This is a genomic window from Acinetobacter sp. KH_038, from assembly GCF_057839405.1.
This window is the reverse complement of the sequence record NZ_CM174489.1, coordinates 2,292,204-2,314,236: the sequence shown is the minus strand read 5'-3', so window position 1 is coordinate 2,314,236 and position 22,033 is coordinate 2,292,204. Positions and strand designations below refer to the sequence as shown.

At 42.1% G+C, this 22,033-nt stretch carries 18 protein-coding genes, 1 tRNA gene and 1 pseudogene; 7 read left to right on the top strand and 13 right to left on the bottom strand.

Features of this window, described 5'->3' with window-relative positions; all coding sequences use genetic code 11:
- Positions 1-3 precede the first annotated feature (3 nt).
- From AC3IT7_RS10915 to AC3IT7_RS10895, 5 genes are all read left to right on the top strand, one after another.
- The gene (locus AC3IT7_RS10915) at positions 4-2,634 is read left to right on the top strand and encodes a lysozyme family protein (protein ID WP_489248490.1); all 2,631 of its coding nucleotides are present in this window, start codon (positions 4-6) and stop codon (positions 2,632-2,634) included.
- Positions 2,631-6,131 carry a hypothetical protein gene (locus AC3IT7_RS10910; protein WP_489248489.1) on the top strand — a complete coding sequence of 1,167 codons (3,501 nt, stop codon included), beginning with the start codon at positions 2,631-2,633 and terminating at the stop codon, positions 6,129-6,131. Before AC3IT7_RS10915 ends, AC3IT7_RS10910 begins: the two co-directional genes overlap by 4 nt.
- Positions 6,132-6,247: 116 nt before the next feature.
- The gene (locus tag AC3IT7_RS10905; protein ID WP_489248488.1) at positions 6,248-6,712 is read left to right on the top strand and encodes a hypothetical protein; all 465 of its coding nucleotides are present in this window, start codon (positions 6,248-6,250) and stop codon (positions 6,710-6,712) included.
- A gap of 75 nt (positions 6,713-6,787) precedes the next feature.
- A complete protein-coding gene (locus AC3IT7_RS10900) occupies positions 6,788-7,009 on the top strand; it encodes a hypothetical protein (protein ID WP_010326202.1) in 222 nt (73 codons plus the stop codon).
- A gap of 27 nt (positions 7,010-7,036) precedes the next feature.
- Positions 7,037-7,468, top strand: a complete 432-nt coding sequence (locus tag AC3IT7_RS10895; RefSeq protein ID WP_489248487.1) for a hypothetical protein — start codon at positions 7,037-7,039, stop codon at positions 7,466-7,468.
- 319 nt (positions 7,469-7,787) lie between these two features.
- On the opposite strand, the gene AC3IT7_RS10890 is transcribed toward AC3IT7_RS10895, so the two are convergent.
- The 11 genes and pseudogenes from AC3IT7_RS10890 to AC3IT7_RS10840 all read right to left on the bottom strand — a co-directional run bounded on the left by AC3IT7_RS10890 (position 7,788) and on the right by AC3IT7_RS10840 (position 16,729).
- Positions 7,788-8,162: a hypothetical protein gene (locus tag AC3IT7_RS10890; protein ID WP_489248486.1), complete on the bottom strand. Its 375-nt coding sequence runs from the start codon at positions 8,160-8,162 to the stop codon at positions 7,788-7,790.
- A 71-nt stretch (positions 8,163-8,233) separates the two neighbouring features.
- Entirely contained in the window at positions 8,234-9,544 is a 1,311-nt protein-coding gene (locus AC3IT7_RS10885; protein ID WP_489248485.1) for a replicative DNA helicase, read from the bottom strand.
- Positions 9,544-10,392 (bottom strand): hypothetical protein, encoded by an 849-nt coding sequence (locus AC3IT7_RS10880; RefSeq protein WP_489250009.1) that lies wholly within the window; start codon positions 10,390-10,392, stop codon positions 9,544-9,546. The genes AC3IT7_RS10885 and AC3IT7_RS10880 overlap by 1 nt, the downstream gene beginning before the upstream one ends.
- 176 nt (positions 10,393-10,568) lie before the next feature.
- The gene (locus AC3IT7_RS10875) at positions 10,569-11,126 is read right to left on the bottom strand and encodes a hypothetical protein (protein WP_489248484.1); all 558 of its coding nucleotides are present in this window, start codon (positions 11,124-11,126) and stop codon (positions 10,569-10,571) included.
- A pseudogene (locus AC3IT7_RS10870) lies at positions 11,123-11,437 on the bottom strand (hypothetical protein). Before AC3IT7_RS10870 ends, AC3IT7_RS10875 begins: the two are co-directional and overlap by 4 nt.
- A complete protein-coding gene (locus tag AC3IT7_RS10865; RefSeq protein WP_489248483.1) occupies positions 11,434-12,141 on the bottom strand; it encodes a phage antirepressor KilAC domain-containing protein in 708 nt (235 codons plus the stop codon). Before AC3IT7_RS10865 ends, AC3IT7_RS10870 begins: the two are co-directional and overlap by 4 nt.
- A 2-nt stretch (positions 12,142-12,143) precedes the next feature.
- On the bottom strand, positions 12,144-12,362 hold the full coding sequence (locus tag AC3IT7_RS10860) for a hypothetical protein (RefSeq protein WP_029574968.1): 219 nt from the start codon (positions 12,360-12,362) through the stop codon (positions 12,144-12,146).
- Positions 12,363-12,462: 100 nt separating this feature from the next.
- Positions 12,463-13,614: a DUF6387 family protein gene (locus AC3IT7_RS10855; protein ID WP_489248482.1), complete on the bottom strand. Its 1,152-nt coding sequence runs from the start codon at positions 13,612-13,614 to the stop codon at positions 12,463-12,465.
- Between the two features lie 101 nt (positions 13,615-13,715).
- Positions 13,716-15,041, bottom strand: coding sequence for a tyrosine-type recombinase/integrase (locus AC3IT7_RS10850; RefSeq protein ID WP_489248481.1), 1,326 nt, complete (start codon positions 15,039-15,041; stop codon positions 13,716-13,718).
- Between the two features lie 167 nt (positions 15,042-15,208).
- A tRNA-Arg gene (locus AC3IT7_RS10845) sits at positions 15,209-15,284 on the bottom strand.
- An 89-nt stretch (positions 15,285-15,373) separates the two neighbouring features.
- A complete protein-coding gene (locus AC3IT7_RS10840; RefSeq protein ID WP_489248480.1) occupies positions 15,374-16,729 on the bottom strand; it encodes an amino acid permease in 1,356 nt (451 codons plus the stop codon).
- 333 nt (positions 16,730-17,062) lie between these two features.
- Here AC3IT7_RS10840 and prpF point away from each other — a divergent pair, with 333 nt between their 5' ends.
- Both prpF and AC3IT7_RS10830 read left to right on the top strand, forming a co-directional pair.
- Positions 17,063-18,250 carry a 2-methylaconitate cis-trans isomerase PrpF gene (gene prpF, locus AC3IT7_RS10835; RefSeq protein ID WP_489248479.1) on the top strand — a complete coding sequence of 396 codons (1,188 nt, stop codon included), beginning with the start codon at positions 17,063-17,065 and terminating at the stop codon, positions 18,248-18,250.
- 216 nt (positions 18,251-18,466) lie between these two features.
- Positions 18,467-19,375 carry a polyprenyl synthetase family protein gene (locus tag AC3IT7_RS10830; protein ID WP_489248478.1) on the top strand — a complete coding sequence of 303 codons (909 nt, stop codon included), beginning with the start codon at positions 18,467-18,469 and terminating at the stop codon, positions 19,373-19,375.
- Between the two features lie 94 nt (positions 19,376-19,469).
- Here AC3IT7_RS10830 and putP read toward each other — a convergent pair whose 3' ends face one another.
- On the bottom strand, positions 19,470-20,960 hold the full coding sequence (putP, locus tag AC3IT7_RS10825; RefSeq protein WP_489248477.1) for a sodium/proline symporter PutP: 1,491 nt from the start codon (positions 20,958-20,960) through the stop codon (positions 19,470-19,472).
- 213 nt (positions 20,961-21,173) lie between these two features.
- The gene (locus AC3IT7_RS10820; protein ID WP_475655065.1) at positions 21,174-22,031 is read right to left on the bottom strand and encodes an SPFH domain-containing protein; all 858 of its coding nucleotides are present in this window, start codon (positions 22,029-22,031) and stop codon (positions 21,174-21,176) included.
- Positions 22,032-22,033 lie beyond the last annotated feature (2 nt).

The following is a 22,033-nucleotide window of genomic DNA, read 5'->3' as shown; positions in this document are numbered from 1 at the left end:
GAGATGGATTTTTTAGCAGATGATGAATTAACGTTAAATCAGGACGACCCTCGCTTTAAACCTAAAAGTGAGCGCGGTGGACTTGCTGACGGCGTATTAGGTACTGTTTCCGGTGTTGCTATGGGTACCATTGAGGCAGCTACCGCCCCAGATGCCTTAGTACGTGGTGACAAGAAAGCAGCAGCTCTAAGAGCGCAAAACCTCGAGATTTTTAAGCCTGATGATTTAGGTGGCATAGGTGAGTTTACCTATGGCCTGACCAAAGACTTTACACGTATTGGCTGGAACGCCGTCACTACACTAGGTACAGGCGGTGTACCTGGTTTGGCATTGAATTCTGGATTATTCGGGTACCAGACCTTTGAAGCAGAGAAATCAGACTTACTTAACAAAGGGGCGGATATAAAAACGGCTCGCACCGGTGGGGCTATTAAAGGGGTTACAGATGCTCTGGGCTTTGCTATTCCTACCCATGGTGTTGCTAAATCTGTAGTGGCTGATGCTGTGGCTACTACTGCGCTGGCTACTGGAGCTGGCGTAGCTGGTGATTATCTTGAAGGTTCATTTCTTGAAAACAATGAAAATAAGAAAGTCGCTCAATACGGTGAAGCATTAAAGGAAAATGCATTGAGTCCGTCCACATTGGCAGCAAACGGCGGGATGGCCTTGCTACTCAACTTGTGGGCGAACAAAGGGCGTTTACGGCCAGAGCAGATCAAAGACCATAGTAATGTAGATACCATGAATGATGCGGCTCATATTCAGGCCAACATCGAGCATGCAGAGGGTACGAATCCATTTAGCCCAACTAATGCTAAAGAAGCCAATTCACACTTTGATGCATTGGATAGTGCAATGGAGAGCGCACTGAATGATGAGCTGGTCAGCTTAAAAGCACCAGTGAGCGGAACACCTAAAGCAGTCGTAACCAGTACACCAGTGGTACCAATAACAGGTACACCGAAAGCTATCGTAAGACCAGGTGCTATTAATACTGATGAAAATAAAGCGCCAGTAATAGCGGAGCTTTTGACTAATCCTGTATTTGATAAAAAACCTTGGACAAAAACGATTGTCCAGGAAGCCTCTAAACGGGGTATCAATCCAGTAGATGCCTTAATCATTTCCCATTTGGAAACTGGTGGCACCTTCAGTACTTCAATCCAGCCAAAGGGCAGAAATGGGGAGTTGCTTTCATCGGCCACCGGCTTATTTCAGACTTTGGATAGCACCTTTGCCCGTATGGGAGGTAAGAATAAGTTTGATGGTAATGATCAAATTAAAGCGGGCCTGAACTACTACGAGCACAATGCCAAGGTTTTTCGTAGTCACTTTAATCGAGATCCGAATGGCCTAGAGCTTTACTACCTGCACTTCTTTGGTGAGGGGGGTGGACCAGTCTTTTTAAAAGCCAAAGATAATGAGCTTTTTGTAGATGTGGCCACACGCTGGAGTAAAGGCAATCAGAAAAAGACTGCAAGACAGATTGCAGAAGGTATCACTTCAAGTCATCAATTCAATGGTATGACCGTAGGACAAGTAAAGGCCAAATACGAAAAGCGCTGGAACGAAATCGCAAGTCTTTATAGTGATGTTAGTCCAGATGCTTCAGTAAGATCTACTGAAGTCCGAGGGAGTGAATCAGAGTTCCCACAGTTTGAGTCTGATATAACTGCGCCACCTGCTTACAAGTCCCAATCTGATGCTGAAATTGAAGCAATGCCTTTTGTACTCAGTGCAGATGAGCATAGTGTGAAATCCCTCCAGGAAGAGTTTGAAGCCCTATCTTCTCCATTGACCAAGGAGGATCTGGAATACCTCAAGGCTACGGCGCATTATCAGTATTCTGAAGGTGGTGCTTATCGAACGCCGTATGTTGAACCTCAGGTCGATTTATCTGGCCCTGGTAATAGTGCCAACCGTAATTTGGATACATTGGATTCTGATCTTTACCAGCTTGAGCCAGAACAACAACGAGTTATTGTTACTGATCCAGAATCGAATACTTCGGATATCAATACCAGGACACCTGGTTCGAATATTCCGCAAAACTCAATTGTTGATGGTATAGACAATTGGACCCCGACCAGATCGCAAAACTATCTCAAACGAGAGCGTTTAATGGAGGATGGGGGAATTATTCAAGAGCTACACAATAGTACTTCTAATACGACATTCCAGCGCCAGATTAATCAGGATGGCACCATTAGCCCAGTAAAGGCTACACGTAATGGAAATGATCTATTTGCCCATCCTGCTAATGGTAAAGCCGATAGTCCTGAATTAACTTCAGTACAGCATAAAGCTACCCAGGCATTAGAACGGGAGTTTTGGAAACCAGGCAAGTCCAAGGTTGATGGTGCACCGGACTTAACCAAGTCTAGCAAAGGGGAATACGGTGCATTCACTGATACGGCAGACGGTAGGGAAGCGGTTTCAATTCTGGAAGCAGATCCCGATATGGAAGTGACCTTTACGCGTCTGGATGAAAACGGGGATGAGGAAATTGTGACGATGTCATCCCGAGATCTATTGGACTATGTCAAAGAGCAAGAAGAAATCGCAAAAGATGAAATTCAGGCAGTGAAAGCATTGGCAAGCTGCGCATTAAGATTTGGGAGTGAAGCAGCATGAGAGCTGAATGTAGAGAACAAGTTGCAAAGGCATTAGGTAAAAGAAAATTAAGTGCAGCTGATAGTAATCGTATTTCATCACTGTATATCCGGGCACAAAATACTCTGGCCAGAACAGATCCTGATTGGATGTTTAAAAGTCCTGCTGAACGTGCTGAAGCGATTGCGCAGAAAACTGCTACGGATCTCGCCGTCCAGATCGCTAAGAACAATCAGAACATTGCCCGGGATGCCATCATCAAGGCCCAGCTACAGAACGAAATCTATAACCATCCTAAATTAAACCCGGTCCAAGCTTTAATGCGGAAGATTGCATACTTCTCGGATCAGAGTGGTATCCAGTCTATAGAGAAGCAATCCCAAGCCTTGCACAGTCGCTGGATGTCATTGGTTGCTGATGTGTTTACCAAGACACAAGAGCGCTTTGGTATGTCAGTGAACAAGGCAATGACTGACGACATTATCCGGGTCATGTTTGGTGGCAAGTCTGATAATCCAGAAATTACGGCGATGGCCAAAGAAGTAAGTGCAGCCCTAGAGGAAATGCGTTTAGCCTTCAACAGGGCTGGTGGGAATATTAAGAAGCTCGATAACTTTGGCTTTATGACCTCGCATGATCAGAAGAAAGTAGCCCTAACAGATCAATCAGAGTGGGTGAACGATACCTTGGCTGGAGTCGATCGTAATCAGTATGTCAAAGAGACTGGTGAGTTGATGGATGAGCTGGAGCTTAAATCCATGCTTGAGGAGATTTATAAAACCATCTCAACCAACGGCGCCAACAAAGACTTACTGATACTGAATAAACAGGCCAAAGCAGGTGCATCACCTGTAGGTGGTCGCTCCAAGATGGCAAATCGTCACCAAGAATCCAGAGCTTTGCATTTCAAAGATGGTGACGCATGGCTGGCATATCAGAAGAAATATGGAACTTATGATGAAGCAGGGTTTCATGAGATTCTGAAAAACCATACTCACCGCATGAGTACAGAAGTGGCCATGATGCAGAACCTTGGGTCCAATCCTCGTCATACCTTTGAGTCGCTATTGGATGAAGCCAAGATCAAACTGAAAGCAGATCCACAGAATGGCATGAAACATGGTGAGATTGATAAGCAGGCTCATCGGGCCATGTCGATGTATAACACCCTGGATGCCAATACCCGGGCGATTGATTCAACCTTAGGTAACGTTATGGGTGGACTACGTGCCTTAATGGTTGCATCTAAATTAGGTGGTACCACGCTGACGACCTTTGGTGACCATGCCAGTATGAAGAAGGTCGCTAATATGCTGGGTCTGTCCTATACCAAATCGATCCTCCCTGAATACATGAAGCAATTGAAACAGGGTGCCACACGTGATGAAGCATTGCGGTTTGGCCTTGGCATTAACGAAATGGCCGGTTCAATGACTCGTTTTGGTGATGCTGATATTGTCAGCAGTGCTACCAAGTCAGGCCGCTTTAATGCACGTATGCAGGCTTTTGCTGCAACGACTATGAAACTATCAGGACTGAACGCCGTCACTGCAGGAGCGAAACGAGCGCTTAATCTGGTGCATATGAATAAGCTTGCTGAAATGACCCGTAAAACGGATTGGAATGATCTTGGTGCAGATGATCTTAAGATTCTGCAAGGGAATGGTATTACTGAACGTGATTGGCAATTATGGCAGCAGCTGGAGCCAAGTAAGCGTGAAGATGGGACGGCGGTACTGACTCAGAACGATTTCTTTAATGCACCTGATGATATATTTATTAACTTTGCATCACCAGAATTAAAAGCTCTTAAAGATGAAATTGATGCTCAGGTTTTGGAATTAAATGATCGTAATGCTATTGATGACCTACGCATTAAAAACCGAGAACAAAAGTTAGATGATATTAAGCGCAGCTTGTCACAGCGATTATTAGATTATGCAAACAGGAAAGATGCCCAAGCTCAAGCTGAAAAGCAGGCATTGCAGGATCGTATTGATCTTATTGATGCTCAAAAAGAGGCATCCGCAGCACAAGCAGACTTAAATACGTATATTCGTACGATTGAAAATCAGGAAGATCTGAAAGGTTTTATTGATGGCATCACCCAGGGTAAAACCATCGATAATCTGACGGATAAGGCGAAGAAGTTAGGGCGAACACTTGAAAGCCTAGACAACAAGGTTGTAACAAAAACAACCAGGCTGAACGATAAGATCAAGACTTTTGAGAAAGAGATTCAGGGTAAGTTTTCCGACTTTACCGAATTGCTGAATAGCAAAAGCAAACTATCAAAAGACAAATTGATTGAGTATGAAGGTAAGCTTTCTGAGCGTTTAAATCGATATGCTTCACGCCGCGATGTTAATGTGCAAAAAGAACTAGATACACTAAATGAACTTAAGGATCTGGTTGCATTAAAGCAAGAGCGCCTTGATACTGACTTTGAAGTTCGCAAAGCTCAAGAGCAAACACGCATTAAGCAAAAGACAGATCAAAAAATTGATTCATCTATATCGCGAAACTCCAGAAGAAATTACAAGAGTGGTGAGGATCTTGGCTATCGCTTAGGTAATGCTGAGCGAAGAATGACAGAGCTTCGTACGAAAATGCGCAGTACTGACAGTAGTGCGAATAAGGCAGTTACTCAGAAATATAAAGAACTCGATAAGCGTGTAAATACCTTAGATGCAGAGTTTATTGAATACCAGACAAAGGTTGCTGAGCGCCAGGAAAAACGTCAGCATGTTATGGATCGCCTCAATAACTCAATTACACCAAGACAGAAAGAGTTATTAGCGGATGCTCGTTATAAGGCTGCAATGAAGTATCAGACTCATATCTTCAATGAGGAGTCAGTCGCTATTATTGAAGCAGGTGTACGTGAGCGCAGCATCATTAACTTGGGCGAAGCCGGAACCATCCAGGGGGAATTGGGTCGTACCTTATTCCAGTTCAAAGGCTTCCCATTGGCTTATATGTTCCGTATTGGTCATCGTGCCTTTGCCCAGGGAGATATTAAGAGCCGGGTGACGTTCCTAGCTTCGCTATTGGCTTATCAAACTTTAGCCGGTGCATTGATTGTCCAGACTCAGAACTTGGCCAATGGTAAGAATCCAGAGCCGGTATTTACGATTGATTTCTTTGGTAAGTCACTTCTTAAAGGTGGCGGGCTTTCCTTCCTGGGTGACATCATGTCTGCACTTTCAGATCCAACCGGTCGAAGTGCATCAGACTTTATCAGTGGCCCATTATTAGGCCAAAGCATGAAGTTGGGTATGCTGCTAACAGGTATGGGTAACAACATCATTGAGGGGAAGGAATCTACCCGGATGATGGAGGTGGCTAATACTCTGAAAAGCAATATTCCATTGCAGAATCTTTGGTACAGTAAGCTGGTCGTAGATCGAATGCTGTATTCCAAAATGCAGAATATGATTGATCCTGATTATTTACCAAGAACACAGCAGCGTCTGGAGAACTTAGGTAATAGTTACTGGTGGGATTTATCAGAATAATAAAATTAGGAGCTTCGGCTCCTTTTTTAATTTTTAGATTACTATGGTGTATTGATATTTATAAATAGACGAAATTCAACATCAAATGGTGTCATGAGACAAGTAAGGCAGGGGATATGCTGGATAGATTTTTACTCATACTATTTTTAAGTTATTCAACGGTAGCTTTTGCAGAGAGCGGATTTGATCGCTCATTAATCGACGCCAAGATAGTTAATGAGAAATATGAAATTATTGATATTGATGGCTTTAATGAGCTTACCCGTCAAATTACTAATGAGGTAGTTTCGACGTTACCTAGAAAGGTTGATGCTGATACCGAGCTATTAACCATGGTGTTAAGCAGGCCTTTAATTGCTCAGACTTATGCGCTAAGAGATATTGAAACTAAAAAGGATTTATCGGAAAAAATAGACTTGGAAAAGTTTAGTCAATTAATTAGAAATTACGCTTGTTCCTCAGCTATTGGCACTTCTCAAGTTTATAGGGTCAATGGCACTCATTTTTCCTTTAAAGTGATTAATAGTGATTTTATGGAACTTTACAGCTATACATTCCCACTAAGAACATGTGAAGAATGAATGTGAAATACAATTCAAAGTTGCAGTTATTGCTGAATAGCTTGATTAGTATGACTACACTTTGAGGAATAATTGATGACCTTATATATCTCAACACCTGAGTTATTAAAGCGCTATGGAATTACTAAAGGTACTTTGATCAGCTGGCGAAATAAAAAGAACTTTCCTGAACCAGTGATTAAAGCGCATGGACGTTCCAGTAGTCGTTACGGGATCAAAGCTGTCGATACCTGGGAAAGAGAAAGTGGCTTGCTTGACTCACTTGAAATACAGCCTTTGATAACACCACATTCATAATTTTAGTAGAAAAAGGAATTTCGCATCATGAAGAATATAATAGCATTCTCTTTAATGGCTCTCATGAGCTCAGTCTCTTTGGCCACCCCAATTACACTTCAGCATTCTAAGACCAGCTATGTGAACTCAGGGATCTGTTCCGCCGTGGTGGATGTGACGATCCATGATTTTCTTGGGACCTATGACAAACTGTATTTAGACCTGGTAGCAAAGGACAGATCCGGCAGAGTGCAGGGGACTTCGGAAAATGTAATAACCTACGGCGATATACAAAATCTTCAGGGTAAAGCATTTGGAAATGTTTTTCTTGAATCTGAAACAATGTGTGGAGCAGATCGTACTTGGACAGTTCAGGTTAAGCGCGCCGTCTTGGTTATAGATGGTAAAAGAGAGGATTTGCTAAAGGCTAAAAAAGTTCATATTGATGACTTTCAGCCCATGAGAATAGTAGCTAAATAACAGACTGATTAATAATTCTTGAATACATAGATTAAATTTTACTCATGTCTACCGTTACACAGCCCCAAAATGTGCGTTTCAAACAAAAATTGATGAAATTCACCTCTGTTACATGCCAAAAAACCGTGCGTTACAGAGCAAAAAACTGTGCGTTACACAGCATAAAAACTGTGCGTTACACAGCATAAAAACTATAGATTACATACATGAAAACAGTGTGTTTTCATGTATGAGAATTGGGTGGTTCGTATAATTTAATGACTCGTTACATAAGAAAAGTCATTATTAAATTTGATGAAATGCTTTAATTAAAGCGGTATCAGAGAAGATCCAGCTGTCCAATCTTATATTGATAAGTTCCCCACTCGCCTTCGCGCGGTTCACGACTAACACCTGTTTCAGCTCGCCATAGCTCAATAAGCGCTTCACCGTTCTCATAATTTGGAACACCACCACGCGCCCATTCAGACACAGTGGAAGCGCCAGAGACAGGCAATACAAAGGCGATTTTCTCATGTGTCCAACCAAGACGACCTAGATCCAGAATCATTCGATTGAAGTCCGGACGCTTGTAGCCACGGAGTTTGACAATAAATTCCTTAACTTTTTTTTGGGTTCTTAAGTTTTTGAATCTTTCGGTCAATGATTTACCTGATGCAGTAGAATCTACGCGATCACCTTGAATAAACATCATATTGTATTCCCCTGGATTTGATTAAGCGCATCATGATTTAAGTAAATTAATTTATGACCCATGTATTGTTCTCACTCTTCTAAGCGCACTGACGCAAATCGACAAATATCTAAACGATCCATCACCCGAACTACGCCTTTTTTGCCATGACGGTTTTTGGCGATAATGATTTCCGTAATACCGCTCGGCATTTCGTCATCACTATTCACAATTGGATGGGCCAATAAAATCTGATCCGCGTCTTGCTCGATCTGGCCAGACTCTTTCAGATCAGATGCCTTTGGACGTTTACCTTTTTCAGATTCACGGTTGAGCTGTGCCAGTGCGATTACAGGGCAATCAAATTCCTTCGCCATGGCCTTTAGATCACGACTGATTGAACTCACTTCCTGATAGCGGTCTTTCTTGGTCGGGTCGCGTACCAGTTGCAGGTAATCAATGATGATGCAGCCCAATTTCTTGTAGTTGCGCTTGGCCTTACGTGCATAAGAGTGAATCTCTGCAATGGTGGGCTTCTGCTTATCTTCGATGTGAATCGGTAGCTCGCTAAAACGATCCTGAGCATATGCAAAATCCTTCATCATTCCGTCGAATAGCTCGGCATTGTGGATGTTGTCGTATGGAATCTGAGTAAGTGCTGAGATACAGCGATTTGTGAATGTCTCCACATCCATTTCGGCAGATACAACCAGTACCGCTTCCTTGAACTGCATAGCGGTCTGAATCGCCACCATTTGCGCCAGAGTGGACTTTCCTGATCCGGGTCTACCACCGATCACACAAAAGTGTCCGCTTTGAATGGTGCCCACTACGTTGTCCAGATGAGGCAGGTTAAACTTAACACCTGTATACTGCTTGTTAGCTTTTGCTTCTGCTTTCTGGATTAACTGATCACCAGCGCGTTTTAATGCTTCCTCAAACGTAAAACTAGACTTCTCCAATTTCTCGTTGGTGGTCGCCTTGTTCAGGATATTTTCAGCAGCGTTATGCACATCAGGTACGGTTAAATCTCTTGCCACTTCCTGAATACTTCGGCCCATCTTTTCAACTTCACGGTGCGCTTTCAGTTTGTTGAGTTCAGCAACATAAGATTCCAGATTGTAGAAACTCGATGGTGCATCTGACATTAGCGTCATCAGGTATTCAGCAGGAGTTATGCCAACAAGTGAACTTTTTTCATTCAGCTTCTGCTCAACGAAAACCACATCGTAAGGTTTGTTCTCATTGGCAAGGTCAGTAATGGCTTTATAAATCTCCTGATGACGACTTGCGTAGAAACAATTCTCATCTAGATCATTCATCACGGTTTCAAGTGAGTTCTGAACAGTCATCAGTGCAGCAAGTACACATTGCTCGATAGAGTTGTTATAGATCTCGATCATTACCAGTCCCCCATGTCAGCTTGAAAGTTTTGAGGGTTTGGGGCTTGTTGTGGATTCTTTAATTGCTTAATCACGTTCTGAATAGATTCATCATTCCAGCATTCTTGGTTTAACCAGGTTGCAGGGTTTTTCTTAAAACGATTCTGAGACTCACACACTTGTACATTGGCCTTGTAGGCAATAATTAGATCTTCAAGAGACACCTTTTTAATAGCCTTTTTGAAAGCTGATTGTGCAGGCTTTTTGCCATCCTTATTCGGTACAACTTTCCAAAATTCTTCAAACTGAACATCGGTAATATTCTGTTTGTTATCTTCTGTTGTATTCTTCTGTAAAGATTCCGCCATTTTGGCGCGTTCGATTCCGCCACTTTGACGGTCTTGATTCCGCCATTCTGACGGTATCGATTCCGCCATTTTGGCGCGTTCGATTCCGCCACTTTGACGGTCTTGATTCCGCCATTCTGACGGTATCGATTCCGCCATTTTGGCGGTATGCACAGCTATTGGGTTTGAGCTATATTTCTGATCAATTTTTACCAATTCCGAATAATTAATAGTAAAGAAACTAGTTTTATTCCACTTATTCGAATGCAATTTCTGAACATCGATGAGGTTCAATTTTTTTAAGTTCGAAATGATACGTTCAATAGTGCGTTTTGATACTGTATTTCGCATCATTTCAACACATTGATCAGTATTGTTATATATCCACGCCCGACCATCGTACTGATGCTTTGATACGCTCAGCCAGAAATGAAGCTGTTGCATGAAAACAGCAGCTTCAATGCTTCCAAGCTCAGTAGCAAGAGTAGGAGAGAACATGAGAGGAGGCTCATTAATCAGCATATTACTCACTCCGACCTCCTTTTGATCCCCCTTGATGATACTTTTCCAGCACTGCATTCCAGAGCCGCGTCGGAGTAATACGTACTGATTCAACATATGCAGCTGATGAGGGTGGTGTTGTATGCTCAACAGTCGGTTCTGGCTGTACTTTAGTTTTCTCTGATGAAATAGAAGGCTTATCCATTTTTAGTAGCCTCCCACTGTATTTCATAATTTTCGCGTTCAGAATCGGAAGTATTTACTTGCTCTTCAAGAAGGTATTTACAAATTTCAATAAGACCTTCAAGTGAATAAAAGCAGGCCAAATGAAAACCTTTTTTTGTTAATTCGTCTTTAAGTTGAGCTGTTTCTTGCTTAATTTGGCCAAGCATAGTGGAGAGCCAAACCATGTTAGTAAATACTAAAGAATGCGCATCTAGCAGATCGCCAGCATCACATTGAGCATCAAACTCTTTTTGATATCTTTGCTGTTCAAGGCTGTAAGCATCTGCTTGGCTATTAGTAAGATAGAGAGATACTTTAATTAGATTTTCAAGTTCAGTAAAAATAGGGTTGTCAGCTTTATTTTCATGAGCAGCTGATTTTATTTTGATAATAGATTTACTGATTTGATTTACTAATGTGCGAATTTGTACCGTAGCGTCAAATGCAAGTGAATAGACGGTTAGTACATCATCTGCACTGTAAAAAGGAATTGATTGTTCTGGAAATTGAATTTGTACTTTAGCGTTCATGATGAATGCGCCCCTTGTGTTTGTTTAGGAGCTTTACCAGTCACGACCAAGTGAGGGTGGCAAAGCTGAAAAGGGTTGGTCGACAGGTACACAAGAGACCTGCACATCCGAAGATGTCCCTCTCCAGCTTCACCATAGAGATGCAGAAGCATAGAGATTTTACGCATAAAAAAAGCCCGTAGCGGACTGTATGCGCTTGTGTATTCATAGCCGACCAAAGCTAATTCGATGATTTTGCACCGAACACGATCAATATAGCCGATCATTTTCAATTTGAGAAGCCTTAAACAGAAAATATTTTGAAAATTCATGGCCGCTCCTCAAATCTTTTAGCGAGGATCTGCATGCCTTTTGGCAATATGAAGAATTCAGTCTGTGTATAGCTGTATGATTGACCTGAAGGCTTTACACCTTCTTTGAGTGAATACTTAGTTTCACAGTACCCGCGGTTTTCACTGTAGTAAGTCGAGGCTCTGGAGTTATTCAAATATCGGTCCCAGTTATGCTTACGAAGCCATTCAGCCAGTTCTTGCTGCTTCACATTTAGGATTTTGCAAGCCTGTTGGAATTTAACGCCGTATTCAGTGTGGGTAATCGTTTCTATTGCTTTTGACAGTACTTGGTTTTCTGAAGTTAATTGCAGATTCTGTTTAGCCTGGACTTCGATCGCTTGCAAAAGGTGCTGAGGATTGCTGATATCGAATGCTGGGACCTGCTTTTCAAGCTCATACCAGCGTTTTACGATTGCTGCAGTAAATTCAGGACATAGTTGAGCAACAACAGTAATTGAGTCAAGCTTTCCCTGTTCACCTGAAAATACGTATACATTTGAAAATCTATTAGGGCTAACTGACTGTTTATTTTCAACTTTCATCATTGGTGGAAGTTGAATAACTCCCCGTTTAGCAAGTCGTTCAATAGATAAATTTACTGCACGTGGTTCTGACTGAACAAGATCTGCTATTTCGGGACTGAGCATTTGATGAGCTGTTAATAAAAGATTAGAAGCATTCATAATTATGCCTCCATCTCAGTAGCAGCTTCTTTCTTGCTGTTGTGCCAGTCGACTAATTCTTGATAATCGAAGAAAACAGGTGATTGTTTTGATGTGCCCATTTTCATAGGCCTTGGGAATGTAGGGTCTTTACGAATAATGTGGCGAAGTGATTCACGTGTCACATCGAGCAGCTGACAAGCGGTACTGAGTTGGATTCGAATTGGTGTTGCTTGATGCATAATTACAACCATGTTTTTGCATGAACATGGTTGAAGTATGTTTTTGTTTGAAAATAAATTCAGGTAAATAAAACAATAAAATAAAGCGGGGGAAAAAAAATTAAAAATCTTCCATATTTCTTAAATGGAATAGTTCTAGAATTTCATCACTAGATGGAATCAATAATTGCTCCACTAACGGTCTTAAAATTTTTCTAACAAATTCTGAATCGTAAGCACCATTAGGATAAAGAGCTTGAGCAAATACAGATAACTTTATTCTATTATCTGTCATGAAAGACCAAATATTTAAGTCCATATATGCAAGAGTCTGGTATGTATAGACTTTATATATTAGGGATTGTCTTGCCTTACTTTTATTAATTTCTGTATCCATTTGATGACTCACTAATATCTTATTTACAGTGCTTCTTTGCTTCTGTAGCCATTCATTAAATTGATCTTTAATGAGATTGTCATCGCATGCTAAATTTACACGAATCATTGGTTGGATATCATGAGGATGTTCCAATTCGCAAACATCTCGTTCAATTTTCAAGAAATTTTTTGATATATCGTATTCTATTCTCTGAAAATCTTCTTTTGATAGTGAATCAGTAAAATTTTGACCTAAATCATATAGATCATCATTTTCAAATTTAGGCTCAAAACCATCTGAAAGATGAATCGAACCACATGCCTCTAGATGCGCAGCTATTTTTTTTACCCTGCCTTCTTGATTGTATTCATTTCTAAAATTAGAGAGTAAATACTTTGCTATTTCATCAGAAAGCATGCAAAATTTTTTACCAATATCTTGAATAGTTACATCTTCAATTGGTGGAAGGTCGTAATTGTAATATTTTTTTGCATACTGATTTAAACAATATATCCAGGCATACTCATGACTACTTTTTAGACCTCTAAAGCCCATTTTCAATAAGGGGTCTGCTTCTATTTTTTGTAATGCATAATTCAAAATTTTCTGCATTTCCTCAAAGTCTGAAGAATTACTTTCGATTGATTTTTTCTTAACAGCTCTTACTTTATTTAATGATATATATGGTATATACCCAAAGATGAAACCAAATTCATCATACTCATCAACTTCAATTTCTACTGGAATTAGAAAGTTAGGATCATTTAAAAAATCTAATAAGGTTTTTCTATAAATAACTTGCTGTAAAAACTCATAGGCTGATTCATTATTTTCTTGATATTTATTAATGTTAAACCATATTGGTAATTCAGAAATTGTTTTAATTAAAGCCACTTATGCCTCCCAAGGCACCCCAAAAAATAGGAGCTAAGCCAACCAGATTGGGCCTCTGGAATTCGGGGATCAGCCTAGGCTTAGCAAACTGTTAAAACCGGTTATTTCGCCAGTTTTGCAAATTTGAAATTGATTACATCATCATTAAGTAATTGCTGAGTAAAGTCATACGGGCTGATATACCCAACTAGGTTAGCTTCTAGATAGTCGCTCCACCAGTTGAGCATAGCTTTACGTTCCTCTAAATATTCGGCTTGGTGAGTGTAAGCAAGACGTACTTGATCACGCTCTTGGTGACTCATTTGCTTCTCTACCGCTTCTTTTTGGAATAGAGTGCTTTGTACCAAGGCAGAACAAGCCATCCCCCTAAAACCATGTCCACATATATCTTTATTAGTGTCATAGCCGATACGGCGTAAGGTTTTATTGATCGTAGACTCACTAATAAAACCTTGTGGGTCACCATTTTTAGGGAATACATTTTTTGTCATTCTGCTATATGGATGGATCTCTTTTAGGATATTGATAACCTGAGGCGATAATGGAATTAAATGATTTAACTTCATTTTGGCACCACGATTAGAAAATTTCTGCCCCGGAATAAACTCTCTTTCTCCAGGAATGGTCCATAGGCCTTTTTGAAGATCAAACTCACTCCAACGTGCAAAACGAAATTCGCTGGAACGCACGAATGTATGAAGTGCAAATGCCGTACATAATTTTGTTATAGGATGGCCTTTATCATTTTCTAATCTTTGCAAAAGCTCAGGTAGTTGCTCTAAAGGTAATTGAGGATGATGTTTAGACTTCTTCGTTATCACAAAAACATCTTTTAGGAAGTAAGCGGGATTCTCTTCAATGAGACCGCGCGATATCGCATAAGAAAATATACTGCTGAACCTTTGACGAGTTTTCTTCAATACTTCCGTATATCCAGTTTCTTCAATGAAGCGTAAAACTTTAACAAGGTCTCTAGGTTTGACTGCATCTATCGACTGCTGTCCAATGGTAGGGAAAACATAGTCTTCCAAGTTCTTTAATGCTCTTTCGGCTGTATGTGCAATCCAGCGACCAGTATTGCTGTATTCCTTATGCCAGTCTCGAGCTATAACTTCAAAACTATATGCATTATTTGATTTGGCCTTCTGTATTTCGGCGTGTTCAATTGGATCTATTCCATTAGCTATTAGTTCTTCTAATTCACGGCGTTTTTCTCTGGCCGCTTTTAAGCTTAATGCAGGGAAGTTGCCTAAAGTCATCAATCCATCTTTGCCACTGGCTCTTTTATATTTAAATCGCCATACCTTTGAACCACTCTTTCGAATGAACAAAATAAGGCCATGACCATCATATAGGGAGTAGTCTTTTTCCTGTGGTTTTGCCCCAGTGCACTTGGAGTCAGATAGCGGAATAGTCTTTTTGGCCATGATCAAATAAGGATACATATTGAGTAGAACTATATATATCCTCAATCATATCCTTATATTTTGCAACTATATCCTTATATATTTACCTATATTCTTCTATGTTTTTATTATATATGATTGAATATAAATGTCTTTTAACTAAAATGTTTTATATTCTGTTATTGGGGTGGTGCGCCCTGCGGGACTCGAACCCACGTCGGTCGCTTAGGAGGCAACTGCTCTATCCAGTTAAGCTAAGGGCGCAAAGAACGGTTAATGTACTGCAAAATAAAGCAAAAAAAAAGTTATTGCCGAAGCAATAACTTTTTAGAAATTGATTTTAAATAACCGGATTAGCTATTTTTCGGTTTAAGCAACTTAAACAGACCCAACATAATCACAATCCAAACTGGAATCATATAGACTGATTCCTGGAAACCTTGTGTCCACATGATATAAAGAATAGTTGCAATAAAGCCTAGTACCAAGATGTTGCTTGCAGGTGACCACAGAGCAGGGAACGATGTTTTCTGTCCGAGCTTTTTCATGCTCTGAATAAACTTCAGATGAGTTAGGGTGATCATAGCCCAGTTCAAGACCAATGCACCTACAACGATGTAGATCAAGTGACTGAGAGCATCTTCAGGCACGAAGTAGTTTAGCAGTACACAGCCGAAAATCAGCACGGCAGAGAACAATACAGCAGGAATTGGCGTACCTTGCTTATTCACTTTCATGAAGACTTTCGGGGCATTTCCTTGCTGTGCTAAACCATACAGCATGCGGCTATTGGCATACATCCCGCTGTTATAGACAGACAATGCAGCTGTTAAGATAATAAAGTTCAGTAAGTGTGCTGCCCAGCCAATACCCAATTGACTGAAAATCATCACAAACGGACTTTTATCCAGACCGCCGAGTTCCAGTTGATTCCAAGGCACCAGCGATAACAGAATCGTCAATGCACCGACATAGAAAATCAGGATACGGAACACCACCTGATTAATCGCTTTCGGAATGGTTTTTTCTGGATTTTCAGCTTCTGCCGCAGCCATGCCGATCAGTTCAATACCACCGAAGGCAAACATCAGGAAGGCCAGCATGAAGAACAGGCCTTCAAAGCCATTCGGGAAGAAGCCACCCGCAGTCCATAAATTACTGAACGATGCAGTTGATGAAGCATCTGCGGTTAAAATCAGATATAGACCGAACACAATCATCGAGATGACCGCAGTCACTTTAATGATCGAGAGCCAGAATTCCGATTCACCGTAGAATTTCACATTGCCGAGATTGACCAGCGTAATCACGATAAAGAAAAACAGTACCGAGGCCCAGGCTGGAATATGCGGCCACCAGTAGTTGATATATTTCGCAACAGCGGTGAGTTCGGTCATGGCCACCAGGATATATAAAATCCAGTAGTTCCAACCTGCAAGGAAACCGGGGAATTTGCCCCAGTATTTATAAGCAAAATGGCTGAATGAACCTGCGACCGGTTCATGAACAATCATCTCACCCAATTGACGCATGATTAAAAATGCAATCAAGCCACCAATGGCATAGCCCAAAATAATAGAAGGACCCGCAGATTGGATCACCTGTGCGGAACCTAAGAATAAGCCTGTGCCAATTGCACCGCCCATGGCGATCAACTGAATATGACGGTTCTTTAAGCCACGCTGAAGTTGTGAAGACTCGTTATTCAAAGTGTTCAGCCCGACAATGGAAAAAATAAGTATAAAGATTGTAATGGAACAAAGTTAAGAAGCCTAGACCAAGGCCTTGAATGAAATATTATTATCAGATTTATAAAAAAAAATTATAAAAATAAAATAAATAAAAGATAAATGAATCAATATATTAATTTTATTGAAATTGTAACTGATAAGTTTTCTATTTTTTTAGTTGAATACGAATGCTGTTTTTTTATACTTAGGTCGTGACACTGAACTTAGTGGATATTAAACCGATTATACTTTTGCGATAAGTATTCAATAATTTTTGCCAAAACAAAGACAAGCCCAAGGATAAAATAATTTATGAGTTTTACTGCCCAAATCAAGATTCCTGCAACTTATATGCGCGGCGGAACCAGCAAAGGCGTATTTTTTAAGCTGGATGACCTGCCTCTGGCAGCCCAACAGGCCGGCCGGATTCGTGACCAGCTTCTGCTGCGCGTGATTGGCAGTCCAGACCCTTATGGCAAACAGATCGATGGAATGGGCGGTGCCAGTTCCAGTACCAGTAAAACTGTCATTTTGTCTAAAAGTGAACAGCCAGATCATGATGTCGATTATTTGTTCGGACAAGTCGCGATCGATCGGGCCTTTGTCGACTGGAGTGGCAATTGCGGTAATTTAACTGCTGCCGTGGGCTCATTTGCGATTAGTCATGGTCTGGTTGATGCTTCGCGTATTCCAGCACAGGGTATCTGCACGGTACGTATCTGGCAGGTCAATATGCAAAAAACCATTATTGCCCATGTACCCATTCAAAATGGCCAAGTACAAGAGCTGGGTGATTTTGAACTGGATGGGGTCACCTTTCCGAGTGCCGAAATTAAAATTGAGTTCCTCGATCCGACCGATGATACAGATGGCAGATCTATGTTCCCCACAGGTCACCTGGTCGATGAACTGGTGGTGCCCAATTATGGCAGCTTTCAAGCAACCTTGATCAATGCCGGGATTCCAACCATTTTCCTTCGTGCAGAAGAATTGGGTTATCAGGGCACCGAATTACAGGAAGAGATTAATAGTGATCCTGACGCTTTGACCAGGTTCGAAAGCATTCGTGCCTATGGTGCATTGAAAATGGGACTGATTTCCGATATTCAGCAAGCAGCACAGCGTCAGCATACGCCAAAAATCGCATTTATTTCGGCACCGAAAGCCTATGTATCGTCGGGAAACAAGCAGATTCATGCCACGGATACGGATATTCTGGTGCGGGCATTGTCGATGGGCAAGTTACATCATGCCATGATGGGCACGGTTGCAGTCTCTATAGGTGCAGCCGCCGCCATTCCGGGAACTCTGGTTAGTCTGGCAGTCCATGGGGGTGCACGTGAATCTATACGCTTTGGCCATCCTTCCGGCACTTTGACTGTGGGGGCGCAGGTGGTCGAAGCAGCAGGTGAATGGAAAGTGAAAAAGGCCATCATGAGCCGAAGTGCACGAGTATTGATGGAAGGCTGGGTACGCGTTCCTGAAGATGTTCTGCTCTAAGCCGTTCAGCCGCTCTATTTTTTAGCCTAAGTAAAATCACTGTGACAGCAGTGGTTTTTTGTGGGTATATACATTTCGAAATCTGTTGCTGCTTTGGATCAATGCATAGATTTAAAGCTGAAAATTCAAGACGATTGCAGGTACAATAGCGCTAATCAGGACAAGTGGCTCAAACTTGTTATTTTTATCCTTCCGGACTATGTATTCGAGGCAAATGTGTCATCTATTACTGACGTATCAATCCATGCATTGACTCAAGCACAACATCGTATTCAACAAGATTTACGGACCGCCCTAGATGCCTTTGCCATTCCTGAACCCTTAAAGTCAGCGGTACATCATGCCGTGATGTTAGGCGGGAAACGAGTTCGTCCGGCCTTATGTTATGCCACAGCTGCACTAAAACCGAATCAGAATAGCGCTGCAGTACGTCGTGCTGCGGTAGCAATTGAGTTTATTCACTGCTATTCACTGGCACATGATGATCTGCCATGTATGGACAATGATTTGCTGCGCCGTGGTCAGCCGACCTGTCATGTGGCTTATGGTGAAGATACTGCGCTGCTGGCAGGAGATATCCTGCAATCCATGGCCTTTGAAATTTTAGGCAGTCGTCTGTTTGATCAAGGTCCTGCGGTAGATGCTGCTATTGTGTTAAAGCAGATGCAGATTCTGGCCACAGCCTCTTCAAAAATGGTCAATGGCCAGGTTTTAGACCTGCAGTCAGAAGGCAAGAAAATTGATCAGGATTCACTGGAAACCATTCACCGTAATAAAACAGGGGCCTTGATTAGTGCCGCGATCATGATGGCGGCGGTGACCATCTTTGAAGGGACTGATTTGGCGATTCCAAAACTGCGTGAGTTTGGACAGGCAATTGGTCTGGCTTTTCAGGTACAGGACGATATTTTAGATATTATTTCTGATACCGAGGTTTTGGGCAAAACCGCCGGCAAGGATGAGCAGGTAGAGAAATCGACTTATCCGGCCTTGATGGGTCTGGAGCAGGCCAAAGCTTATGCACAGCAACTGCATGATCAGGCCTTAGCTGCGCTTGCTCATTTTGATGATCAGGCAGAAGAATTGATATCTATCACCCAGTTTCTGCTTCAGCGTAAAAGTTAAAATAGCCTGAATCCACGCATTATTTTATGTGAAGTGAGCATTCAGGTCTTAAAAAAAGCGGACATTTGAGTCCGCTTTTTTTGATTGCTAATCTTTATTTACTTTCGTTATACAGACGTTCAGCCTGTTCAAAACGATCGGTAATTTCAGCCGTTGGTGCTTTGCCCATCAAGCTCACCACAATGATGGCAATGAATGAACAGATAAAGCCAGGGATAATTTCATAGACGCCTGTTGCAGCGAACAGGTTCTTCCATAAAATCACCATCACTGCACCAATAATCATCCCTGCCAAGGCACCATTTAAAGTCATGCGTTTCCAGAATAAAGACAGAATGATCAATGGTCCAAATGCAGCACCAAAACCGGCCCATGCATACGCGACCAGACCCAGTACTTTCGATTCAGGATTACCGGCCATCCAGATCGCTAGCAGGGCAATCAGCAGCACCATAAAGCGGCCGACCCAAACCAGTTCTTTTTGCGAAGCATTTTTGCGCAGGAAAGATTTATAGAAATCTTCTGTCAAGGTACTTGAACAGACCAGAAGCTGGCAGCTTAAGGTACTCATCACAGCAGCCAAAATTGCAGCCAGTACAACACCGGCAATCCATGGATTGAACAGAATTTTGGTCAATTCCATAAACACGGTTTCAGGATTGGCATTCACTACACTGGCCAGTTCCGGATGTTGCTGGAAATAGGCAATACCAAAGAAGCCGGCAGCCACCGCACCACCGAGGCAGAGAATCATCCAGGTCATGCCGATACGGCGTGCATTTGGAATTGACTTGACTGAATCTGCTGCCATAAAGCGCACCAGAATATGTGGCTGACCAAAATAACCCAGGCCCCAAGCCATAAGAGACAGGATGGCCACCGTACTTAAGTCACTGACCAGACTCATGGCCTGTGGACGTGCCGCTTCAAGCGCCAAGGTGACTTGAGACATGTCAGAGAAGGTCAGCAGGGTCACAATTGGCGTGAGTAACAGCGCAAAGATCATCAGTCCAGCCTGAATCGTGTCAGTCCAGCTGACCGCGAGGAAACCACCAATAAATACATAGCTGATGGTGGCAATGGCACTGATCCAGAGCGCCGTCGTATAGGACATGCCAAACATGCTTTCGAACAGGCGCGCACCGGCCACCATGCCTGAAGCGCAGTAAATCGCAAAGAAAATCAGAATCACAAAAGCCGAAACAATACGGAGGATTTTTTTCTGGTCATTAAAGCGGTTAGAAAAATAATCTGGCAGGGTCAGGGCATTGTGCTGAACTTCGGTATGTACCCGCAGACGGCCAGCGACCAGTAACCAGTTGAGCCAGGCACCAATGATCAGGCCAATTGCAATCCACATTTCCGACAGACCGGAAAGATAAATTGCACCGGGTAGGCCCATCAGGAGCCAGCCACTCATATCGGAAGCCCCTGCAGAAAGTGCAGTGACAAAACTCCCTAAACGACGGCCCCCTAAGATGTAATCGGAAAAGTTGCTGGTCGCACGGTAAGCCATCAGGCCGATCACTACCATGGCGACAATATAAAAAAGAAAGGTAATTAAAGTTGGATTTAGGGAGCTCATACGGTATCCATTTTCGAGTTGGACAGTAATCGAATAAGGACTCATGTCGATGATAAATGCTGTGAAGAAGCACAGATCTGGCATCAAGCCCAAAGGATTTCAAAAAATAACGCGAAATTTAAGCATAAATTCCAGATCTTTGCTGAGATTTTCGTATTTAAACGAAAAATAGGCAGCGTATCCGCTGCCTATTGATTTTAAACCTGAAGATTTTTATTGAGGTGGACGGCCCATCACGCCACGAATGGTGTTCAGCACGTCTGCAGGCAGGACCACTGTTTTGGCATTTGGCGATTTGGCCATATCTTGCATGGCTTTGATATATTGTTCACCGAGTAAATAGGCAACCGGAATTTCATTATTGCCAATTGCCGACGTCACCATATCAATCGCACGTTGTGAAGATTCAGCCAGAACGACTTGTGCTTCTGCATCACGGCGCGATGCTTCCAGACGACCATCTGCTTCCAGAATGGCAGCCTGTTTTTCACCATCGGCTTTGGTCACGGTGGCACGACGTTGACGCTCAGCAGCAGCCTGTTCTTCCATTGCGGTTTGCATGGTATTAGACGGTTTAATATCCTGAATTTCAACAGTTTTAAGCGTGATACCCCAGTCCGAGATATCATCTGAAATACTGGATTTTAAACGTGCCTTAATATGATCACGTGATGACAGGGCATCATCCAGATCCATTTCACCGACAATTGAACGCAATGAGGTTTGTACCAGATTCTGAATCGCCCAGGAATAGTTTTCAATCCCGTATACGGCTTTTTCAGGCGTGGTCAGGTTGATATAGGCCACGGCATTCATGAGCAATACGGCATTATCGCGGGTAATCACTTCCTGTGAAGGAATATCCAGCACAATATCTTTGGTGGTGACTTTATAGGCCACCTCATCAATATAGGGAATCACGAAATTCAGACCCGGATTCAGTGTGGTATGGTATTTACCCAGACGCTGTACAATCCATTTATAACCTTGTGGAACAATACGCACGCCTTTAAAAATAGTAATCGCCACAAAGGCTAAAAACGCAATAACAATTATAGAACCAGCAGACATAA